This is a genomic window from Mesorhizobium sp. B2-3-7 (assembly GCF_006442695.1).
Taxonomy (GTDB): Bacteria; Pseudomonadota; Alphaproteobacteria; order Rhizobiales; family Rhizobiaceae; genus Mesorhizobium.
Map to the genome: position 1 here is coordinate 1 of NZ_VFVV01000013.1, position 20,337 is coordinate 20,337.

At 64.3% G+C, this 20,337-nt stretch carries 19 protein-coding genes, 1 other RNA gene and 1 pseudogene; 13 read left to right on the forward strand and 8 right to left on the reverse strand.

The window, feature by feature from the left end:
• Window positions 1–133: 133 nt before the first annotated feature.
• From FJ940_RS22830 to FJ940_RS22850, 5 genes are read right to left on the reverse strand one after another with little or no spacing between them, the layout of a single operon-like run.
• A complete protein-coding gene (locus FJ940_RS22830; RefSeq protein ID WP_181165286.1) occupies window positions 134–283 on the reverse strand; it encodes a hypothetical protein in 150 nt (49 codons plus the stop codon).
• Window positions 284–306: 23 nt separating this feature from the next.
• A complete protein-coding gene (locus FJ940_RS22835) occupies window positions 307–561 on the reverse strand; it encodes a type II toxin-antitoxin system Phd/YefM family antitoxin (RefSeq protein WP_140658014.1) in 255 nt (84 codons plus the stop codon).
• Between the two features lie 14 nt (window positions 562–575).
• Entirely contained in the window at window positions 576–881 is a 306-nt protein-coding gene (locus FJ940_RS22840) for a Dabb family protein (protein WP_140658016.1), read from the reverse strand.
• 19 nt (window positions 882–900) lie between these two features.
• Window positions 901–1,842 (reverse strand): NAD(+) diphosphatase, encoded by a 942-nt coding sequence (gene nudC / locus FJ940_RS22845; protein ID WP_140658018.1) that lies wholly within the window; start codon window positions 1,840–1,842, stop codon window positions 901–903.
• Between the two features lie 51 nt (window positions 1,843–1,893).
• On the reverse strand, window positions 1,894–2,313 hold the full coding sequence (locus tag FJ940_RS22850; RefSeq protein WP_140658020.1) for an HIT family protein: 420 nt from the start codon (window positions 2,311–2,313) through the stop codon (window positions 1,894–1,896).
• A gap of 145 nt (window positions 2,314–2,458) precedes the next feature.
• Here FJ940_RS22850 and ffs point away from each other — a divergent pair.
• From ffs to FJ940_RS22920, 13 genes and pseudogenes are all read left to right on the forward strand, one after another.
• Window positions 2,459–2,555: signal recognition particle sRNA small type (gene ffs, locus FJ940_RS22855), an RNA gene on the forward strand.
• A gap of 105 nt (window positions 2,556–2,660) precedes the next feature.
• Window positions 2,661–4,487, forward strand: coding sequence for a DNA polymerase III subunit gamma/tau (locus FJ940_RS22860; protein ID WP_140658022.1), 1,827 nt, complete (start codon window positions 2,661–2,663; stop codon window positions 4,485–4,487).
• Between the two features lie 24 nt (window positions 4,488–4,511).
• Window positions 4,512–4,841 (forward strand): annotated as a pseudogene (locus tag FJ940_RS22865) (YbaB/EbfC family nucleoid-associated protein); the annotation flags it as partial.
• A gap of 71 nt (window positions 4,842–4,912) precedes the next feature.
• Window positions 4,913–5,320: a hypothetical protein gene (locus FJ940_RS22870; RefSeq protein ID WP_140496863.1), complete on the forward strand. Its 408-nt coding sequence runs from the start codon at window positions 4,913–4,915 to the stop codon at window positions 5,318–5,320.
• Between the two features lie 196 nt (window positions 5,321–5,516).
• Window positions 5,517–6,476, forward strand: a complete 960-nt coding sequence (locus FJ940_RS22875; RefSeq protein ID WP_140496861.1) for a cell wall hydrolase — start codon at window positions 5,517–5,519, stop codon at window positions 6,474–6,476.
• A 98-nt stretch (window positions 6,477–6,574) separates the two neighbouring features.
• On the forward strand, window positions 6,575–7,180 hold the full coding sequence (recR, locus tag FJ940_RS22880; RefSeq protein ID WP_140496859.1) for a recombination mediator RecR: 606 nt from the start codon (window positions 6,575–6,577) through the stop codon (window positions 7,178–7,180).
• Between the two features lie 197 nt (window positions 7,181–7,377).
• Window positions 7,378–8,655 (forward strand): lytic murein transglycosylase, encoded by a 1,278-nt coding sequence (locus FJ940_RS22890; protein WP_140496857.1) that lies wholly within the window; start codon window positions 7,378–7,380, stop codon window positions 8,653–8,655.
• 253 nt (window positions 8,656–8,908) lie between these two features.
• Entirely contained in the window at window positions 8,909–10,552 is a 1,644-nt protein-coding gene (locus FJ940_RS22895) for an ABC transporter substrate-binding protein (RefSeq protein WP_140496855.1), read from the forward strand.
• A 9-nt stretch (window positions 10,553–10,561) separates the two neighbouring features.
• Entirely contained in the window at window positions 10,562–11,629 is a 1,068-nt protein-coding gene (locus tag FJ940_RS22900) for an ABC transporter permease (RefSeq protein ID WP_140496853.1), read from the forward strand.
• Between the two features lie 196 nt (window positions 11,630–11,825).
• A complete protein-coding gene (gene nikC, locus FJ940_RS22905) occupies window positions 11,826–12,752 on the forward strand; it encodes a nickel transporter permease (protein WP_140496850.1) in 927 nt (308 codons plus the stop codon).
• A complete protein-coding gene (locus FJ940_RS22910) occupies window positions 12,749–13,609 on the forward strand; it encodes an ABC transporter ATP-binding protein (protein ID WP_140658024.1) in 861 nt (286 codons plus the stop codon). The genes nikC and FJ940_RS22910 overlap by 4 nt, the downstream gene beginning before the upstream one ends.
• On the forward strand, window positions 13,606–14,355 hold the full coding sequence (locus FJ940_RS22915; RefSeq protein ID WP_140658026.1) for an ABC transporter ATP-binding protein: 750 nt from the start codon (window positions 13,606–13,608) through the stop codon (window positions 14,353–14,355). The genes FJ940_RS22910 and FJ940_RS22915 overlap by 4 nt, the downstream gene beginning before the upstream one ends.
• Before the next feature lie 39 nt (window positions 14,356–14,394).
• A complete protein-coding gene (locus FJ940_RS22920; protein ID WP_140658028.1) occupies window positions 14,395–14,709 on the forward strand; it encodes a hypothetical protein in 315 nt (104 codons plus the stop codon).
• A gap of 12 nt (window positions 14,710–14,721) precedes the next feature.
• On the opposite strand, the gene FJ940_RS22925 is transcribed toward FJ940_RS22920, so the two are convergent.
• The 3 genes from FJ940_RS22925 to FJ940_RS22935 are packed head-to-tail and all read right to left on the reverse strand — an operon-like array spanning window position 14,722 to window position 20,032.
• Complete coding sequence (locus tag FJ940_RS22925) at window positions 14,722–17,820, reverse strand: efflux RND transporter permease subunit (protein ID WP_140658030.1); 3,099 nt, start codon at window positions 17,818–17,820, stop codon at window positions 14,722–14,724.
• Window positions 17,817–18,896 (reverse strand): efflux RND transporter periplasmic adaptor subunit, encoded by a 1,080-nt coding sequence (locus FJ940_RS22930; protein WP_140523837.1) that lies wholly within the window; start codon window positions 18,894–18,896, stop codon window positions 17,817–17,819. The genes FJ940_RS22925 and FJ940_RS22930 overlap by 4 nt, the downstream gene beginning before the upstream one ends.
• Window positions 18,893–20,032, reverse strand: coding sequence for an efflux RND transporter periplasmic adaptor subunit (locus FJ940_RS22935; protein ID WP_140523840.1), 1,140 nt, complete (start codon window positions 20,030–20,032; stop codon window positions 18,893–18,895). The genes FJ940_RS22930 and FJ940_RS22935 overlap by 4 nt, the downstream gene beginning before the upstream one ends.
• Window positions 20,033–20,337 lie beyond the last annotated feature (305 nt).

The following is a 20,337-nucleotide window of genomic DNA, read 5'->3' on the forward strand; positions in this document are numbered from 1 at the left end:
GCACGGTCACTTCAACCGAATGCCGAAATTACTTCACTGAGGCCGGATATGCCCAACCTAAATTCATCCCGCTCTAGTGCATGTCCCCCCAAACTGCGCACCGGTTTTGGGACAACGACATGCATGAAAGTACCTAGTTCGGGAAGTCCCACGGGTTTACGAGTGCCACTCCGGTTCCCTCGAAATCCCCGATGTTGCGCGTCACCAGCGTCATACGCCGGGTGTTCCATAGTACGACATTGGGATGCGCCCTGCCGCTCGCTACCTTTCGCAGATCGGACACGACATTGGTATCGAGCAACAGCCTCAGGACAAGTCTATTGGCTTGGCATGTTCCGTGCGGGACGGGAGCGGCAAATCAAGCTCTCCAGCTTCCGGCGCAGCCAGCATGTCACCGAGCGACCGCGGTTTGCCGGTGAGCCTTTTGTACTCATCGAACGATAACAGGACATGCACCGGCCGCCCCCTGTCGGTGACGATCACCGGTCCTTCCTTGGCAGCGCGTTTTGCACGGCCAAGGTCCTGATTGAGTTCGCGACTCGAAAGCGTGGTGATCATCATATTAGCCTACGCTTCTAAATCACCGCGCCAAGGGGCACATAGTCGATCTCCATGAAGGTCTCGACTTCAGGAATCCAGCGGTCGCGCACGAAGGCGACGTGGTCGGGATGGTCGTTGTACCTGGTATAGGCGGCCTGGTCGGCGAATTCCATGGAGAAGCCGAACTGGTAGTCGTTCTTGGGACTGACCTGGCGCAATTGTTCGAAATGGGTGACGCCCCTGATCGCCGAGAGGAATTTTTTGGCGTCGACCAGGAACCTTTTTTCCTCCAGCGAGTGCGGCGGATGCTTCAGCGTGAACACGACGGTATGGCGGATCATTTCCCTCTCCTGATTTCCATTATTCGCTGTCGACCCAGGCGCGGATCAGGTGATGCGCGATGGCTCCCTTCGGCGGCGTGATCAGATTGCCCGGATGCTCCCTGGCCAGCATCAGGCGCACCTCGTCGCGCAAGAACCAGCGGCAGTCTTCCAGCTCGTTGAGGTCGGCCTGGATGTCTTCATTGAGCGGCTCGCCGAAGCAGCCGATCATCAGCGAATAGGGGAATGGCCAGGGCTGGCTGGCGTGGTAGACGACGCGGCCGAGCCGGATGCCGGCCTCCTCCAGCGTCTCGCGGCGCACCGCCGCCTCGATCGTCTCGCCCGGCTCGATGAAGCCGGCAAGGGCGGAGTACATGCCCGGCGCGAAATGCCGGCCGCGCCCGAGCAGGCATTTCTCGCGCGTCGCCGTCAGCATGATCGCCACCGGATCCGTGCGCGGAAAATGCTCGGTGCCGCAATTCGGGCAATGGCGCTTGTAGCCGCCGGCCCGCATTTGTGACTCGGTCCCGCATTTGCTGCAGAAACGATGGCTGGCGTGCCAGGCGAGCAGTGCGGCGCCCTGCGCCATCGCTCCGGCGGCCGCTTCGTCGATCAGGCCTTGCATGTAGACCGAGCGGTAGTCGATGGCCCTGACTGTTTCGGGAAGCTGTTCCGGCTCGAGACCGGCGGTCACCGCCAGCACCGGGCCCTGGTCGGAGAATCCAAGCAGCACACCGCTGCCGGGCAAGGTCTGGAAGGGCAGGCTTTCGGCGACGCCGAACCAGGGATCGAAGCTGCCGTCACGAACCTTCAGGTAGAGCCGGCCGCCCTGCATCAAAAGCAGCCTGGTTCCGGGATCGGCGAGCGCTTTGTCGACCGAATCGTCGGCGCGGTTCTCGGATTGTCGGTCGATACTGTTGCCGGCGAAGCCGACGAATTGGCTCGGCTCGCGCAAGGGCGCGTCAAACAGGCTAAAGCTCATGCGGACTCTGGGCGTTCGGGATGGACATGTTCGGGATGGACACGGGAAGGCTTATAGCGCCGCCCTTATCGTTTCGGCAAACCGGTGCAGCTCGGAGCGCTGATAGGGCTCGCGCAGGCCGTGTCCCCACACCGGGCCGGGCCAGCCGGGATCGCCTTCCGAACGGGCGATGACGTGGATGTGCAGCTGGCGCACGATGTTGCCGAGCGCGCCGGTGTTGATCTTGGTGCAGCCGGTCACCTTCTTCAGCGCCTGCGCCACCATATTGGTCTCGAAGGTCAGCATTGTCTGGTCGAGCGGCGTCATGTCGTGGATTTCCTCCACGCCCGGCCGCTGCGGCACCAGAAGCAGCCATGGCCAGCGGCGGTCGTTCATCACGCGCAGTTCACACAGCCCAAGCCACATCAACTGCTCGCTGTCCGCCTCCAGCCGGGTATCCAGCGTGAATCCGGCCTTCAGGCCCGGCAGCATCGGCGTTTCCCTTGCTTTTGGTGTTTTCCTCAGAGTCATGAACGCTAGAGCGGCTGCATCGAGGCTGCAAGCGAATCTCGTGGCTGGTGCAGCCGATTTGCCTGCGCCCTTGCATTTCGTCGCCGAATTGCCGATATGGACGGCGGGAGGTTGGTGGTGGACGATCCACTCGCCAACCGGGTCAGGTCCGGAAGGAAGCAGCCCTAACGAGCCCGGAACGGGTCATTGTTCCAGCCTCCCACCTCATCGGCCCTTCTCGCGACGTTGACGACGCATTGCAGCGCGGGCGAAACTATGCGCAGGAATCGGCCGCCTTTTGGCGCGGCCATTTGGAGTTTTGCGGGCGAATGAGCGAAGCCGGAAATTCGGGACCAAAAAGCCTGGAGATAGGCAAGGCTGGCGCCTATCGCGTGCTGGCGCGCAAGTACCGTCCGGCGAATTTCTCCGAACTGGTCGGCCAGGAGCCGATGGTGCGCACGCTCACCAACGCTTTCGCCACCGGCCGCATCGCCCAGGCCTGGATGTTGACCGGCGTGCGCGGCGTCGGCAAGACCACGACGGCGCGCATTCTCGCGCGGGCCCTGAATTATAAAACGGCAACAATCGACCAGCCTTCCGTCGACCTTGCCGTGCTCGGCGAGCACTGCCAGGCGATCATGGAAGGCCGCCATGTCGACGTCATCGAGATGGATGCCGCCTCGCACACCGGCATCGACGACATCAGGGACATCATCGAACGGGTGCGCTACGCGCCGGTCTCGGCCCGCTACAAGGTCTACATCATCGACGAAGTGCACATGCTGTCGACGCAGGCCTTCAACGGCCTGTTGAAGACGCTGGAAGAGCCGCCGCCGCACGTCAAGTTCATCTTCGCCACCACCGAAATCCGCAAGGTGCCGATCACCGTGCTGTCGCGCTGCCAGCGCTTTGACCTGAGGCGCATCGATGCGGCTGTGGTGAAGACTGATCTCGCCCGGATAGCGGGCCTGGAGGGCATAGAGGCGGACGACGACGCGCTGGCAATGATCGCGCGCGCCGCCGAAGGGTCGATGCGCGATGCTCAATCGATTTTCGACCAGGCCATCGCGCATGGCGGCGGTGCGGTCAGCGCCGAAGCCGTGCGCGCGATGCTGGGTCTCGCCGATCGCGCCCGCGTCGTCGATTTGTTCGAACATGTCATGAAAGGTGACGTTGCCGCGGCACTGGCGGAATTGCGCGCGCAATACGACACCGGCGCCGATCCGGCCGCCGTTCTGACCGACCTTGCCGAATTCAACCATCTCGTCACCCGGCTGCGTTTCGTTCCGGCCGCCGCCGACGACGCGGCGCTGTCGCAGGACGAGCGCGAACGCGGCGCCGATTTCGCGCGGACGCTCTCGATCAAGGTGCTGTCGCGGACGTGGCAGATGCTGCTCAAGGGCATCCCGGAGGTGCAGTCCTCCAACCGCCCGGTAAGTGCTGCCGAGATGGTGCTGATCCGGCTGGCGCACGCGGCCGACTTGCCGACGCTGGACGAAGCATTGAGATCGCTGGAGAACGGCCTGCCGGCGCCGGGCGCCGCGCCGCGTTCGAACGGCGCGCCGGCGAGCCCCGGTAATGGCGGCGCTCCTGGTGGCAACGGCGCCAGCGCAGTGGCGCAGGCGCGCATGCCCGGCGGGTCGGGCGGCGCGCAGACCATGCGGCTGGTGGAAGCCGCTCCGGCCGCCTTCATTGCGCCTGTGCAGCCGGCGCCGGAGGCGCAGCCAATACCGCTGAAATCGCTGGCCGATATTGTCGCCCTTGCCGACGCGCAGCGCGACATCGCCTTCAAGGTGCTGGTCAAGCGCTGCATCCGCCTCGTGCGCATCGAGCCCGGCCGCATCGACGTCAGCCTGACCGACGATGCGCCCAAAATGCTGCTCAACGATTTGACGACCAAGCTGCGCGCCTGGACCGGCCGCAACTGGCTGGTGTCGCTGTCGAAGGAAGAGGGCGGCCAGACGCTGGCCGAAATGGAATCGACCAGGCGCGAGAACGCTTTGCTCGATGCCAAGAGCGATCCGACGGTCGCCGCCATCCTGGCGCGTTTTCCCGGCGCCAGGATCATCGACGTGCGCATTCCCGACGCGCCGGAAGCCGACGCGGTCGAAGCCGAAGTGCCGGTCGAGCCGCCGGCGGACGACGACGAACCCTGACGAAACCACGACTTTGCAAAGGATCGGACCATGAAAGATCTTCTCGGCCTCATGGGCAAGGCGAAGGAAATGCAAGCCAAGTTCCAGGCTATGCAGGACGAGATCGCCACGGTCGAAGCCGTCGGCCAGGCCGGCGGCGGCCTGGTCATTGTCACGTTGACCGGCAAGTTTGAGATGAAGTCGCTGAAGATCGACCCGTCTCTGTTCAAGGAGGATGAGGTCGAGATCCTCGAAGACCTGCTTCTGGCCGCTCACAATGACGCCAAGGCCAAGGTCGAGCAGATCATGCAGGAAAAGACCAAGGCGCTGACCGCCGGCCTGCCGATTCCGCCGGGAATGAAACTGCCGTTCTAGATGCATGTCGCCCAAGAGTGTGCGACAGTTTTGGGGATAACGACATGCATAAAGCCAAAGACTAGTTGGCCATGGCCGAAGAGCCGTCCGAAAGGCTGATCGAGCAGCGTATCCGCAACAGGATCTACGAGATCCTGGAAATCCTGGCCGATTCTGATGCCGGCGTCGATCTCGTCGGCATCAAGGGCTATTTCAACCTGTTCGAGGATTTCGTGCATCGCCCCTCGATCGAAGCGGGCACTTCGGCGCTCTCGAAGGAAGAACGCGCCATCGTGCTGGAGATCGCGGATTTCCTGGAGGCTGCCGGGGAGGCCAACCCCGATTTCACCAGGTCCGAGTTCATCGACAGCGACTGGCCGGGAAAGATCGCGCCGGTCGCCCGCAATGCGCGAGCATTGTTCCTGAAGCGCGGGCTGTTCTCGGAGAAATTCGAAGAAATTGAGCCAGGACGGCCGGCAGCGATTTCAGCCGGGCGATAATGCATGTCGTCCAAAAGCGGTCTCGGCCTGGACAAGGGCGTGCATAAAACAAAGGCTTGAAGTCCGGATCTTGCCACGTAACTGTGCCAGTTTGGCAACAGCATCTCACCAATAACGTTTTAGCCATCATTTTGCCCGAAAGTGTCTCATTCTTGCCGCAGCCTGGGGGCGGGCATCGAAGTGAGAGGGTTACCTGTTGATTGCCACGCGATGGAAGACGCCGCTGTTGCTCGGCGTCGTCACGTCTCCCCTGTTCCTGGCCGCTTGCAGCCAGACCGCGTCACACGGCATGTCCAGCCTGACCGACGCCATCACGCCGAGTTTCCTGAGCTCCCGCGGCTACCACACGCCGAAGGACAGGGAATGCCTGGAAAGGGCGATGTTCTTCGAATCCAACCGGTCGAGCCGCGATGGCATGATCGCCGTCGGCACTGTCGTGATGAACCGGCTGCGCTCCGGCAAACATGGCGACACCATCTGCGCGGTGGTGGGCGAGCGCGGCCAGTTCGCGCCCGGCGTCATGACCAGGCCGATGAATTCGCGTGCCATGCCCGATGTCGAGGAAGCCGCCGACGCCGTGCTCAAGGGCGAGCGCAAGGCCAAGCTCAAGAACACGATGTATTTCCACACCGCGGGCCTGCGCTTCCCCTACAAGAACATGCATTACACCATGGTCGCCGGCGGCAATGCGTTCTACGAGAAGCGCGGCCGCAACTGGCAGCCGCTGCCGGACGAGCCGACGGTCGCGGTCGCCTCGGCCGAGCAGCCAGCAGCCTTGCCCGGAGTAGCCGCGACTCGTGTCGCTTCCGCCGAGCCGACGGCCAAGACATCCGATCGCACCGCTGCGGCCTACGTGACTGCGGCGGCGGAGCCGGTGCGCTCCGGCAAGGCGGCCCAGCAGACCTACGTGACGGCATCGGCTGCGCCGGCCGCAAAGTCCGCGCGCGTCCAGGAGAAGCCGACGATGGTGGCGATGCAGGAGCCGATGGAGGAACCGGATGCCGCTCGTTTTGGGGGGACCTTGAACACGAAGGTCATTTCCTCGGTGCAGGGCGCGCCGCAGGAAGCGGCGATGGGGTTCCAGTCGACGCCTGAGAACACCGATGCCATCGGCGCGATGATCGTCAGCCAGAGCCGTCCGCTCGAAACCAACTGAGGCGGGCCGCACTTGACGGCCTGCCGGTGCTGGTTGGAGACGCGGTCCGGACGCAAAACCGCTTCGCACTTTTCGCGGAATTGCTCTAGATCAGGGCAATGTCCAAGCGAATCGCGGGTCCCGAGATCGAACGCCTGATCCAACTCCTGGCCAAAGTGCCGGGGCTTGGTCCTCGTTCGGCCAGGCGCGCCGCGCTGCATTTGATCAAGAAGAAGGAACAGCTGCTGTCGCCGCTCGCCGCCGCCATGGGCGAGGCGGCCGACAAGGTGCGCATTTGCTCCACCTGCGGCAATGTCGACACGTCGGACCCCTGCATGATCTGCACCGATCCGCGCCGTGACGCCGGCACGCTGATCGTCGTCGAGGACGTCTCTGATCTGTGGGCGCTGGAGCGGGCGGCGGCGATGAACGTGCGCTACCACGTGCTGGGCGGCACGCTGTCGCCGCTCGACGGCATCGGCCCCGATCAGCTCAACATCCGCTCATTGGTCGACCGCGTCGCCGGCGGCGAGGTCAAGGAGATCATCCTGGCCGTCAATGCCACGGTGGAGGGCCAGACCACGGCCCACTACCTGACCGATCAATTGCACGGTTTCGAGGTGAAGATAACGCGGCTGGCGCATGGCGTGCCGGTCGGGGGCGAACTCGACTATCTCGACGAAGGCACGCTGGCGGCAGCGCTGCGCTCCAGGACGGCGTTTTGACGCGATTGCGGGGAAGGATGCTTGTCACGGTGATCCCGCATCCTCAAAAGTTGGCGTTCCGTGGCGCCCCCCTCTGTCCTGCCGGACATCTCCCCCTCAAGGGGGGAGATTGGCAATTTCGCAGCCGGCATCTCCTTTTCAACGGCGGTGTTTGGCGAAGGCAGAGACAACGGTCGATCTCCCCCCTTGTGGGGGAGATGGCCGGCAGGCCAGAGGGGGGCGCCAAGGAACGCGGCCTCCGCAAGTTCTGCTTTGCGTTTTTCCTGGCGATACTGGCTGCACTGTTCCTCTCCACCTCCGCCTCGGCCGCCAAGATCGACGACCAGTTCCGCGCCTGGCTCCGGAGCGATCTGTGGCCTGACGCCAAGGCCAAGCGCATTTCCAAGCAGACCTTCGATGCCGCTTTCGACGGTGTCAAACCCAATCTCAAGCTGCCCGATCTTGTCATGCCCGGCGAGAAGCCGAAGACGCCGCAGAAGCAGCATCAGGCCGAGTTCGGCTCGCCCGGCGCCTATTTCGCCGAGAAGACCATCCGCGCGGTCACATCGGGCGGGCGGACGCGCGCGGCGGCCAACGCCAGGACGCTCGCCGCGATCGAAAAGCGCTATGGCGTGCCGGGCGAGGTCCTTTTGGCGATCTGGGGTCGCGAAACAGGGTTCGGCGCGGCGAAGATGCCTTACGACGCCTTCGAGGTGCTCGGCACCAAGGCGTTCATGTCGACGAGGAAGGACTTCTTCCGCACCGAGCTGCTGGCGGCGCTCGAGATCGTCCAGCGCGGATTGGCCCCGGTGGATGCGATGAAATCGTCCTGGGCCGGCGCGCTCGGCCAGCCGCAATTCATGCCGACATCGTTCCTCAAGCATGCGGTGGATTTCGATGGCGACGGGCGTGTCGACATCTGGAGCTCGACGCCTGACGTGCTCGCCTCGATCGCCAACTATCTCGTCCATTATGGCTGGGTGAGGGGACGTGGCTGGGGCTTCGAGGTGACCGTGCCCGAGAGCGTCTCCTGCTCGCTCGAAGGCCCCGACCAGGGCAAGACAATCTCGCAATGGGCCGCAATGGGCATCAAGCGTGTCGGCGGCAAGGCATTCCCGGCGAGCGAGCTGAAGGCCGAGGGCTTCCTGCTGATGCCGGCCGGCCGCAGCGGCCCGGCCTTCATCGCCACGCCCAATTTCTACGTGCTGAAGCAATACAACACCAGCGACCTCTATGCCCTCTTCATCGGCCATGGCGCCGACCGCATCGCCCATGGCGATGCGAATTTTTCCGGCAGCTGGGGTGCGGTCGGTGACCTCCACCGCTCCGACATCGCCGCCCTGCAGCGGGCGCTGGAGGCCAAGGGCTACGATGTCGGCAGCGCCGACGGGCTGCCCGGCTTCAAGACCCGCCGCTCGATCGGTGCCTGGCAGGAAAAGAACGGCAAGCCCGCCACCTGCTTCCCCGATGCCGGCCTGGTCGCTGCTCTGAAGTAACTCCCACGTCAGGGTTTTTTCTCGAACGCTGGCCTCTGTTGGCCTTCGCATGCTCCGGCTCGTCCGCCTGCCACTATGATCCAGTGAGCCGACGCATAAATGCTCGTTGCCCGCCGCGAGGCCGCCGGATATGCTGTTGACCAACTGGACAAAAACCACGACGGTAAGTGGTCAAAGGGGGCCCTTGTCGGCCTGGAAAAACACCGCAACCCTGAGCCGGGAACTCAGGTCAACAAAACAGGGAACAATCACCATGATGATGGAAAAGCTTGCTCTACGATCCCGCATTCTGCTTGCGGGTGCCGCAATGTCGGCGCTGCTTCTGGCGGGAGCGCCGGCTGGCGCGGTCACGCCAGCCGACACGCTGGTCGAAGGCTTCGCCATCGATGACATCATCTCCATGGATCCGGGCGAGGCATTCGAGCTGTCGACCGCCGAGGTCACCGGCAACACCTATGACCTGCTGGTTCGGCTCGACCTCAGCGACACCTCCAAGGTCAAGGGCGACCTCGCCGAAAGCTGGACCGTCTCGGACGATGGCCTGACCTACACGTTCAAGCTCAAGCCCGGCCTGAAATTCGCCTCGGGCAACCCGATCACCGCGGCCGACGTCGCTTATTCGTTCGAACGCGCCGTCAAGCTGGACAAGAGCCCGGCCTTCATCATCGACCAGTTCGGGATCAGCGGCGACAATGTCGCCGAAAAAGCCAAGGCGGTCGATGACACCACCTTCCAGTTCATCGTCGACAAGGCCTATGCGCCGAGCTTCGTGTTGAACTGCCTGTCGGCCACCGTCGCCTCGGTCGTCGACGCCAAGCTGGTCAAGGAACATGTCGCGGCGGTCACGCCGAGCGCCGACTACAAATGGGACAATGATTTCGGCAATGCCTGGCTGAAGACCGGCTATGCCGGCTCGGGCGTCTACAAGCTGCGTGAGTGGCGCGCCAACGAGGCCGTCGTGCTCGAACGGAACGACAATTACTACGGCGAAAAGGCCAAGCTTGCTCGCGTCATCTACCGCAACATGAAGGAAAGCTCGGCACAGCGCCTGGCGCTTGAGGCCGGCGACATCGACGTCGCCCGCAATCTTGAGCCAAACGACCTCGACGCCATTGCCAAGAACGCCGACCTCACCACAACCAGTGCGCCGAAGGGCACTGTCTACTACATCAGCCTCAACCAAAAGAACCAGAACCTCGCCAAGCCCGAAGTCCGCCAGGCCTTCAAATATCTGGTCGACTATGACGCGCTGAGCTCGACCATCCTCAAGGGCATCGGTGAAATCCACCAGACTTTCCTGCCCAAGGGCGTGCTCGGAGAACTGGACAAGAACCCGTTCAAGCTCGACGTCGCCAAGGCCAAGGAACTGCTGGCCAAGGCAGGCCTGCCCGACGGCTTCAGCGTGACCATGGATGTGCGCACCGGCCAGCCGACAACCGGCATGGCGGAATCGATCCAGCAGACGCTCGGCCAGGCCGGTATCAAGCTGGAGATCATTCCCGGCGACGGCAAGCAGACGTTGACCAAGTACCGCGCCCGCAACCACGACATCTATATCGGTCAGTGGGGCCAGGACTATTTCGATCCGAACTCCAATGCCCAGACCTTTGCCTCGAACCCGGACAATTCGGATGAGGGCAAGTCCAAGACGCTGGCCTGGCGCAACGCCTGGGATATTCCGGACCTGACCAAGCAAACCGAAGCCGCTTTGCTGGAGAAGGATTCGGGCAAGCGCGCCGACATGTACAAGGATCTGCAGCAGAAGATCCTCGATACCAGTCCCTTCGTCATCATCCATCAGCAGCTGGAAGTCGCCGGGTTGCGCAAGAACCTCAAGGGTTTCGCGCTCGGCCCGAGCTTCGACACCAATTTCGTTGGGCCGGTTTCCAAGGAATAGCGCCGGCGGATGAGCGTAGCTGAAAATCAGGCGGCGGCAGGGCGCGGCAGCGCCCGTGCCGTCGCCATTTTCTCATCGATCGGCCGCTTCCTGGTGATCGCGATCACGACCTATCTCGGTCTGCTCGCGGTGACCTTTTTCATTGGCCGCGTCATCCCCATCGACCCGGTGTTGGCCGTGCTCGGCGACCGGGCGCCGGCCAATGTCGTGGAACGCACGCGCCGCGAGATGGGTCTCGACCTGCCGCTGGTCGAGCAGTTCTATATTTATGTCAAAAATGCCCTCAATGGTGATTTCGGCACCTCGGTGCTGACCACCAATCCGGTCATGACCGACATCCGCCGCGCCCTTCCGGCAACGACGGAACTGGCGACGTTGGGGACACTGATCGGCGCGCTGTTCGGCGTGCCGCTGGGTGTGCTGGCTGCCGTCAGGCGCGGCAGCCTCATCGACCAGGTCGTCCGTGTCATCGGCCTGATCGGCTATTCCGTGCCGATCTTCTGGCTTGGCCTGCTCGGGCTCGTCCTGTTCTACGCCAAGCTGCAATGGGTGGCTTTCCCGGCGCGGCTCGACGTCGTCTACGAATACACCTTCACGCCGATCACTGGCTTCTACCTTCTCGATTCGGCGATGCAGGGGCAGTGGGATGTCTTCTGGGACGCGTTCCGCCACATCATCCTGCCGGCCTCGCTGCTCGGCTATTTCTCGCTCGCCTATATCAGCCGCATGACGCGCTCCTTCATGCTCAACGAACTCACCCAGGAATACATCGTCGCCGCGCGCGCCAAGGGCCTGTCGGAAACCCGCATCATCTGGGCTCATGCATTGCGCAATGCCGCCGTGCCGATGGTGACCGTGATCGCGCTCTCCTATGCCGGGCTGCTGGAAGGCTCGGTGTTGACCGAGACGGTCTTCTCCTGGCCTGGCATCGGCCTCTACATCACCAATTCGCTGCAGAATGCCGACATGAACGCGGTGCTCGGCGGCACCATCGTCATCGGCTCGGTGTTCATAGCCATCAATCTCCTGTCCGACCTGCTTTACCGCGTGCTCGACCCGAGGACGAAGGTAAGATGAGCAGAGGAATCCCACTTTCGGGCTCGGCTGCCGCCAATCGCCCCTATTCCGGCCCTTCGGGCCACATCTCCTCTTGCCCGGGGGAGAGGAAGAGCCGGTCGCACGCCTGGCGCCTTTCCTCTCCCCCGTCGAACGGGGCAGAGTTGGTCTGCGAAGCAGACCGGAGTGGGGGCCGACAGCGCCAAGAGGCATCGTCATGACCGCCTCCGACGCCGCCCCCCTCTCCCGCCGCGACTGGCTGCTCAGCGAGCGGCCGGCCTCGCGCATGCAGGCGAGGCTCGGCCGCGCCTATGTCGCGTGGCGGCGTTTTTCCGCCAATCGGCTGGCCTTTCTCGGCCTGCTCATCATCATCGCGCTGCTGGTCATTGCCGCCCTTGCAGGGGTACTGGCGCCTTATTCGCCGACCTTCGGCGATCTGAAGAATGCGCGCCTGCTGGCGCCAAGTGCTGAGCACTGGTTCGGCACCGACGATCTCGGCCGCGATATCCTCTCGCGCATTCTCTACGGCTCGCGCTGGACGCTGTACGTCGTCATCCTGGTCGCCATCATCGCCGCCCCCATCGGCCTCGTGGTCGGCACCGTCGCCGGCTATGCCGGCGGCTGGACCGATGCCATACTGATGCGCATCACCGACATCTTCCTCGCTTTCCCCAAGCTGATCCTGGCGCTGGCCTTTGTCGCGGCCCTCGGCCCCGGCATCGAGAACGCGGTGCTCGCCATCGCCATCACCTCCTGGCCGCCCTATGCCCGCATCGCGCGTGCCGAAACGCTGACTGTGCGCAATTCCGATTACATCAAGGCGGTGGAGCTGATGGGCGCCTCGCCCTTCCGCATCGTGCTGCGCCACATCATGCCGCTCTGCATCTCCTCGCTGATCATCCGCGTGACGCTCGACATGGCCGGCATCATCCTCACCGCCGCCGGCCTCGGGTTCCTCGGCCTCGGCGCGCAGCCGCCGCTGCCCGAATGGGGCACGATGATCGCTTCGGGCCGCCGCTTCGTGCTCGACCAATGGTGGGTGGCCGGCGCGCCGGGCTTCGCCATCCTGATCGTCAGCCTCGGCTTCAACCTGCTTGGTGACGGCCTGCGCGACGCGCTCGACCCGCGGAGCGGCGACCAATGAACGGCGAAACGAGGACACGGCCGGAACGCGCATTGCTCGAAGTCGACGATCTGCGCGTCACCTTCCCGACGCGCACCGGGCTGATCGAGGCGGTGCGCGGCGTCTCTTTCTCGCTCGGCCGCGAAAGGCTGGGCATTGTCGGCGAGAGCGGCTCGGGCAAGTCGCAGACCGGCCGTGCCATCATGGGGCTGACGCCGCCCCAGGCGCGGATATCGGCGAAGAGGCTGGCTTTCGACGGCATCGACCTTCTGGCCGCATCGCCACGTGAGCGCCGGGCATTGCGGGGAAACCGCATCGCCATGATCCTGCAGGATCCGAAATATTCGCTCGATCCGGTGATGAGCATCGGCCGCCAGATCGTCGAGACGCTGCGCACGCATGAGAAGGTCTCCAAGGCCGAGGCGCGGGAGCGAGCGGTGGCCATGCTGGAAGCCGTGCAGATCCGCGACCCCCGGCGTGTCTTCGACCTGCATCCGCACGAGGTCTCCGGCGGTATGGGCCAGCGCGCCATGATCGCCATGATGCTGATCGCCGGGCCGGAAATGATGATCGCCGATGAACCGACCTCGGCGCTCGACGTCACCGTGCAACTCGACGTGCTCGGCATTCTCGACCGGCTGGTCGGCGAGCGCGGCATGGGGCTGATCTTCATCTCGCACGATCTGCGCCTGGTCTCGTCCTTTTGCGACCGCGTCATCGTCATGTATGCCGGCAAGGTGGTGGAGCAGCTCAAGGCCTCCGAACTCGGTCGCGCCCAGCATCCCTACACGCGCGGCCTGCTCAACTGCATGCCCAAGATCGGCGCCGATCGTCACCCGCTGCCGGTGCTCGACCGCAAGCCGGAGTGGGCGGCATGACGTCAGCAATTGCCGTCGACGGGCTGGAGGTCATCTTCGACCGCTTTCGCGCACTGAAGGGCGTCAGCCTGGACGTGCAGCCGGGCGAATCCTTCGGCCTGGTCGGTGAATCTGGCTCCGGCAAATCGACGCTGCTCAGGGCGATCGCCGGCCTTGCGCCGGTCGCTTCGGGCAGCATCACGGTCAACGGCAAGAAGCTCGGCGCGCGCCGCGACAAGGCCTTTTACCGCGAAGTGCAGATGGTGTTCCAGGATCCGTACGGTTCGCTGCACCCGCGCCAGACCATCGACCGCCTGCTGCAGGAGCCGCTCGCCATCCATGGCTTTGCCGACGGCGAAAAGCGCATCCAGCGGGCGCTCGACGAGGTCGGCCTCGGCAACGGCTTCCGCTTCCGCTACTCGCATCAATTGTCGGGCGGCCAGCGCCAGCGCGTGGCGATCGCGCGCGCGCTGATCCTCGAACCGTCGGTCCTGCTGCTCGACGAGCCGACCTCGGCGCTCGATGCCTCGGTGCAGGCCGAGGTGCTCAACCTGCTCGAGGAAGTACGCCGGCGGCGCAAGCTGACCTTCCTGATGGTCAGCCACGACCTCGCCATCATCACCCATATGTGCGAGCGCCTGATGGTGATGCAAAGCGGCGAGGCGGTGGAGAATTTGACGGCGGGTGACTTGGTCGAGCGCCGCGTGACGAAGGATTACACGCGCAATCTCTTGCGGGCCAGCGACGGGTTTGTGAGAGCTATTTGAATTCGCTTGTCTTGCGAACCGATCGTCTTAGGGGACGTCATGAAGGAATGGCAGTTTGCAGATCCTCCTAACGTCGGGGTGTTTTTGGACAGGGGCATAGTAACCCGGGGCGACTGGATCGCATATGTCTCGCATGACGATGACGACGGCAGTTGGCAATTCCACAACAGCGAAACCGGACCTGTTGAAGAAGGCGACATAATGATCGTGAGCCTGCAAAGCGTTTTGCAGCGGGATGAAAGCATCCAAATCTTGGCCGACTTGCCGGAAGGCTGGCATGCCTGGCGCAGCTCAAAATCGTCACCTTGGCAGCGGGCAAAATCGCGTCCCACACCCTCCAACGACAACGAATGACTCGGCAATGTCTCAGGTCTGAGCTTGCACCGGTTCGCCGGTCTCCAGAGCGGGCGGCTCATCCCGACGCTTCGGCTCCTTGATCCTGAACCACGTCACATAAAGCGCCGGCAGGAACAGCAGCGTGATCGCAGTACCCGCGATGATGCCGCCCATCATCGCGTAGGCCATCGGTCCCCAGAACACTTCGCGCGCGATCGGGATCAGCGCCAGGCTGGCGGCGGCGGCCGTCAGCGCGATCGGCCGCATCCGGTGTTCCGTCGCTTCGATGACAGCGGCCCAACGGTCCTTGCCCTCCGCGACAAGGTCCTCGATCTGCACGATCAGGATGACCGAGTTGCGGATCAGGATGCCGATCAGGGCAAGCACGCCGAGGATGGCGACGAAGCCGAGCGGCGCGCCGCTCGGCACCAGGGCCGCCACCACGCCGATCAACCCGAGCGGCGCCACCGCAACGACCAGGAACAGGCGCTGGAAGCTCTGCAGCTGGACCATCAGGATGGTTGCCATCACAAACAGCATCAGCGGCACGACGGCCGCTATCGGCCCCTGGCTCTTGGCGCTTTCCTCGACGGAGCCGGCGGTCTCGACGGAATAGCCCGGCGGCAGCTTGGCGATGAAGCCATCGACCGATGGCTTCAGTTCGTTGACCACTGTTGCCGGCAGAACGTCGCCGACCAGGCCGGCCCGCACGGTGATGGTCGGGATGCGGTCGCGCCGCCATACCGTCGGTTGTTCGAGCTCGTAGCGGAAGTTGGCCACCGCCGCGAGCGGGATGGCCTCGCCGGTGCTGGTCGGCAGCTGCATGTTCTGCAAAGTCTCGATCGAGCCGCGTTCGGCCTCGCGCGAGCGCGCCACCACGTTGATCAGGTAGGTGGCGTCACGCACTTGCGTGATGGTGGCGCCGCCGACGGTGCTGTTGAGCGCGCTGGCGATGTCGGAGGAGGTGATGCCGAGCTGCCGCGCCTTGTCCTGCAGCACGTCGACCCTGAGCACGCGCTGCGGCTCGTTCCAGTCGAAGGTCGGCGCGGCGAGTTTGGGATTGGCTGAAATCACGCCGGCGAATTGCTGCGCCAGCGAGCGCACCGTCTGGATGTCGGGCCCGCCGACGCGGTACTGCACGGGCCGGCCGACAGGCGGTCCGAGTTCGAGTAGCTTCACGAAGGCGTCGGTACCGACGAATTCCTCGCGCAGCAGCTTTTCCAGCGCCGGCTTCACCCGGTTGCGCGCCTCGATGCTCTTGGTGACGATGACCGTCTGGCCGAAATAGGGATTGGCCGGTTGCACGTCATAGGCGAGCACGAAGCGCACCGCGCCCTGGCCGATATAGGACGAGAAATGGTCGATGTCGGGATTGCCGACCAGCGCCCGCTGCTCGAACCGCTCCATCTGCTCGCGCGTGTCGGCGATCGAGGAATTCTGCGGCAGGTTCCAGTCGACGATCAGCTCCGGCCGGTCCGAGGGCGGGAAGAACTGCTGCTGCACCAGGCCGAAGCCGGCGATCGACGCGGCAAACAACAGCACCGTGGCGATGATGGTCAGCCAGTGATGGCGCACCGAGCCGACAAGGGCACGCCGGAACAGCGAGGTGAAGCGGCCTGGCTGGTCGTGATGCTTCGTCTTCATCGTCGCCGGCAGAATGGTGACGCCGAGCAGCGGCGCGAACAGCACCGCCACGATCCACGACACCAGCAGCGACACGGCGATGACGACGAACAGAGTGAAGGTGTATTCGCCGGCGGCGCTGTTGTTGAGGCCGATCGGAATGAAGCCCGCGACGGTCACCAGCGTGCCGGTCAGCATCGGGAAGGCGGTCGATGTGTAGACATAGGTCGCCGCCTTGCGCAGGCTATCACCGACCTCCAGCCGCGCCACCATCATCTCGACCGCGATCATCGCGTCGTCGACCAGAAGCCCGAGCGCGATGATCAGCGCACCGAGCGAGATGCGCTGCAGCGAGATGCCGAGATAGGACATGACCGTGAAGGTGATGGCCAGCACCAGCGGGATCGACAGCGCCACGACGAAGCCGGCGCGCATGCCGAGACTGATGAAGGACACGGCCAGCACGATGGCCACCGCCTCGAACAAGGCGCGCGTAAAGCCCGAGACCGCTTCCTCGACGATGACCGGCTGGTCGGCGACCAGATGCACGCCGACGCCGACCGGCAGGTCTGCCAGCACCTTGTTCATCGCCTCATGCAGCGCCTCGCCGAATTTGAGCAGATTGGCGTTGGGCTTCATGCCGATGGCAAGCCCGATCGCGTCCTGGCCGTTGAAGCGGAACAGTGCCGTTGGCGGATCGGCATAGCCGCGCGTGATCGTCGCCACGTCGCTCAGCCGGAAGAAGCGGTCGTTGACGCGAAGATTGATCGCGCGAAGGCTGTCTTCGGAGGTGAACTGGCCGCCGACCCGCACGCTGATGCGTTCCGGGCCGGACTGGATGACGCCGGACGGCGTGATCGCGTTCTGCGCTTGCAGGCTTGCCACGATCGCCTGTTGGTTGAGGCCGAGGGCCGCGATCTGGCGGGTCGAGAATTCGAGGTAGATCGCCTCGTCCTGGGCACCGACCAGGTCCACCTTGCCGGCATTCGGCACGGTCAGGATTTTTGTCCTGACATCCTCGACATAGTCGCGCAGCTGGCGCGGCGTCAGCCCGTCCGACGTGAAGGCATAGATGTTGCCGTAGACGTCGCCGAAACGGTCGTTGAAGAACGGCCCCTGGACGCCTTGCGGGAACTGCGCCTTGATATCGTTGACCATGTTGCGCACCTGAATCCAGTTCGGCACGACATCGCGCGCCTTGGTAGTGTCCTTCAGGTTGACGAAGACGACGGTCTGGCCGGCTGTGGTGACGGATTTGGTGTAGTCGAGGCTGTCGAGTTCCTCGAGCTTCTTCTCGATGCGGTCGGTCACCTGCTGCACCGTCTCCTTGACCGAAGCGCCGGGCCAATTGGCCTGGATGATCATGGTCTTGATGGTGAAGGCGGGGTCTTCCTCGCGGCCGAGGTTGAGGTAGGAGAAGATGCCGGCCGCAACGAAGACCAGCATGAAATACCAGACCATCGAGCGGTGGTTGAGCGCCCAGTCGGAGAGGTTGAAGCCCTTCATGAGGCCCCTCCCGCGGGCAGTTTGACCTTCTGGCCTTCGGTCAGGCTGTGGACGCCGGCGGTGACGACGCGCATTCCCGCTTCCAGTCCCTGAGCCACCGTGAAGGTTCCGCCGTTCCTGGAGGCAACCTTGATCTCGCGCGTGCTCACGCTCGATGTCTGCGCATCGACGATCCACACCCTGTCGGAGCCGTTCCTCTGGAAGAGCGCCGACAGCGGCAGTTCGATCGTCGGCTCCACCGTGGTCATGCGCGTTGCGGTCACGGTCGAGCCGAGCCGGAAGGCCTGCGGCGGATCGGTAAGCGTCAGCCGCACGCGCCGCGTGCGCGTCGAGCCCTCGGCCTGCGGCGCGATCTCGCGCAGCTTGGCCTCGGTCCGGATCGTCGGCAGCGATTGCAGGATGACCTGGAACGGCGTGCCGGCCGTGAGATCGCCGGTCAACTGGTCTGGAATATCGACCACCGCTTCGCGCGGGTCCGAGCGCGCCACGGTGACGACCGTCTGGCCGGGGGAGACCGTCTGGCCGACCTCGGCGCCGACAGCCGTGACGACGCCGTCGAAATCCGAGAACAGCCTGGCATAGCCGAGCTGCTCCTGCGATTTGGCCAGCGAGGCCTTGGCCCGCTCGACACTGGCCTCGGCCGCCTTCCTCGCCTGCTGCGCGGCATCGAACACGGCTTGCGTGGTGTTGGCGGTGGCAAGCAATTGGCGCTGGCGCTCCTCGCTGGCGGCGGCGTTGGCAAACTGTGCCTCGGCATTGGAGAGCTCGGCCTTGGCCGCCTGGACGGACAGCTCCAAGGCGGTCGGGTCCAGTGCCGCGATCGTCGTGCCCTTGCTGACGATGTCGCCGACATTGACGTCGCGGGACACGACCCGGCCGAGCAGGCGAAAGGCGAGATCGGCGCTGACCTGCGGCTCGACCGATCCGGCGAAGCCGAAGACCTGCGTGGTGCGCGGCTCGACCACCACCGACAGCACCGGCCGGATGATCTCCGGCGGCTTCTCCTCCGATTTCGAGCAGGCGGCGAGCGCGCCAAGCGCTATCACGCCAAGCAGGAGGCGCGGCAGCCGGCTCATTGGCCCGCTCCCGATATCTCGATTTTCTGACCCGCACTGAGCAGCTGTCCGCCCGCGGTGACGACGCTTTGGCCCTCCTCCAATCCCCTGGCGATGACGACGGTGCCGGAATTGAAAGCCAGCACCTCGACCGGTGCCATCGTCACCGTACCGGTCGAGGGATCGACGATCCAGACCGCCGGCTTGCCGGCGCTGGACGTCAATGCCTGCCAGGGCAGCAGGATCGCCTTGGCCGGTTTGGCGCCGACCGAGCCGATGACGGCCGCGCCCAGCGGCATGCCGGCGGGCGTATCGGCAATGCCGACCTTGACCCGGATCGAGCCCGACGCCGGATCGACCGCCGGGGAGATTTCGCGCACCTTGCCCGTTGCCCTGATCTGCGGGTCGGACAGAAGCGTAATCGTCACCGCCGGCGAGGTCGGCGTCCTGGCGACCAACGTCTCCTGGACGTTGAACACCGCGTCGCGGTCGCCGTCCTCGGCGACGGTGAAGACGGTCTGCGCAGCCTGCACCACCTGGCCGGTTTCGACTTGGCGGGCGGTGATGACGCCCGCGGCGCCAGCCTTGAGTTCGGTGAAGGACAGGTTCTGCTTGGCATTGGCGAGCGCGCTCTGCGCCGCGTCGAGGCTGCCTTGCGCCACCTTCAATGCCTGATCGGCGGCGTCATAGTCGCGCCTGGTGGTGTAACCCTGGGCAAGCAGCGTCTTTTGCCGCTCGAAGGCGGCGGCGGACTGGGTCAACTGCGCTTGCGCCGCGTCGAGATCGGCCTGCGCCGAGCGCAAATCGGATTCCTGCTCCTGCGGGTCGATGCGGGCAAGCACCGCGCCCTTGTCGACATGCTGGCCGACATCGGCAAGCCGTTCGGCGACGCGGCCGCCGACCCGGAACGACAGATTATTCAGCGTACGCGCCGCGATCACCCCGGTCAGCGCGGTTCTCGGCGCATAGTCGGCCATCGCCACGGTCTCGGTGCGCACCATGATCGGCAGCTTTTTTTCCGCCGCTTCCTGTTTCTGGCAGCCGGCCAAAAGCAGGACGGCCGTGCAAGTGAAAAGCGCTACGCCGATGGAAAAAGTCGAAAAATTGGAAGGTTTGACCGATGGCGGCGAGACGGACGATGTCGCGTTCCTGCTCATGGGCTCCCTCAGCCGCAGGCCGCTCGCCGATCGCGATGCCTCGCGGATCCCGGCACGATAGTCGATCTCCCGAAAAAGGAAACCGGACTCGTACCCGTGTCAGGCATCCGACTCGGGTTTGCAAAGGCCTGACGACGGCCGGTCCCGGCCGGGCAGCTTTTCGTGATAGGAATTTTTTCCTTGACGAGGTGAAGGCAACTATGATAGATATTTGGATATGGTGCTGAGTTGCGCCAGGGACCCGCCGCACAGGCGGGTTTTTCCGTTCAATGATCCTCAACAGCGCGCCGCGAAGGCTCCGAACC

Coding starts and splice junctions, on each gene's coding strand:
- FJ940_RS22915 (WP_140658026.1), top strand. CDS start 13,606: ATGACGTCAGCAATTGCCGTCGACGGGCTGGAGGTCATCTTCGACCGC.
- FJ940_RS22890 (WP_140496857.1), top strand. CDS start 7,378: ATGGCCGGCAGGCCAGAGGGGGGCGCCAAGGAACGCGGCCTCCGCAAG.
- FJ940_RS22860 (WP_140658022.1), top strand. CDS start 2,661: ATGAGCGAAGCCGGAAATTCGGGACCAAAAAGCCTGGAGATAGGCAAG.
- FJ940_RS22835 (WP_140658014.1), bottom strand. CDS start 561: ATGATGATCACCACGCTTTCGAGTCGCGAACTCAATCAGGACCTTGGC.
- recR (WP_140496859.1), top strand. CDS start 6,575: ATGTCCAAGCGAATCGCGGGTCCCGAGATCGAACGCCTGATCCAACTC.
- nudC (WP_140658018.1), bottom strand. CDS start 1,842: ATGAGCTTTAGCCTGTTTGACGCGCCCTTGCGCGAGCCGAGCCAATTC.
- FJ940_RS22850 (WP_140658020.1), bottom strand. CDS start 2,313: ATGCTGCCGGGCCTGAAGGCCGGATTCACGCTGGATACCCGGCTGGAG.
- nikC (WP_140496850.1), top strand. CDS start 11,826: ATGACCGCCTCCGACGCCGCCCCCCTCTCCCGCCGCGACTGGCTGCTC.
- FJ940_RS22840 (WP_140658016.1), bottom strand. CDS start 881: ATGATCCGCCATACCGTCGTGTTCACGCTGAAGCATCCGCCGCACTCG.
- FJ940_RS22895 (WP_140496855.1), top strand. CDS start 8,909: ATGATGATGGAAAAGCTTGCTCTACGATCCCGCATTCTGCTTGCGGGT.
- FJ940_RS22900 (WP_140496853.1), top strand. CDS start 10,562: ATGAGCGTAGCTGAAAATCAGGCGGCGGCAGGGCGCGGCAGCGCCCGT.
- FJ940_RS22920 (WP_140658028.1), top strand. CDS start 14,395: ATGAAGGAATGGCAGTTTGCAGATCCTCCTAACGTCGGGGTGTTTTTG.
- FJ940_RS22935 (WP_140523840.1), bottom strand. CDS start 20,032: ATGAGCAGGAACGCGACATCGTCCGTCTCGCCGCCATCGGTCAAACCT.
- FJ940_RS22930 (WP_140523837.1), bottom strand. CDS start 18,896: ATGAGCCGGCTGCCGCGCCTCCTGCTTGGCGTGATAGCGCTTGGCGCG.
- FJ940_RS22870 (WP_140496863.1), top strand. CDS start 4,913: ATGGCCGAAGAGCCGTCCGAAAGGCTGATCGAGCAGCGTATCCGCAAC.
- FJ940_RS22910 (WP_140658024.1), top strand. CDS start 12,749: ATGAACGGCGAAACGAGGACACGGCCGGAACGCGCATTGCTCGAAGTC.
- FJ940_RS22925 (WP_140658030.1), bottom strand. CDS start 17,820: ATGAAGGGCTTCAACCTCTCCGACTGGGCGCTCAACCACCGCTCGATG.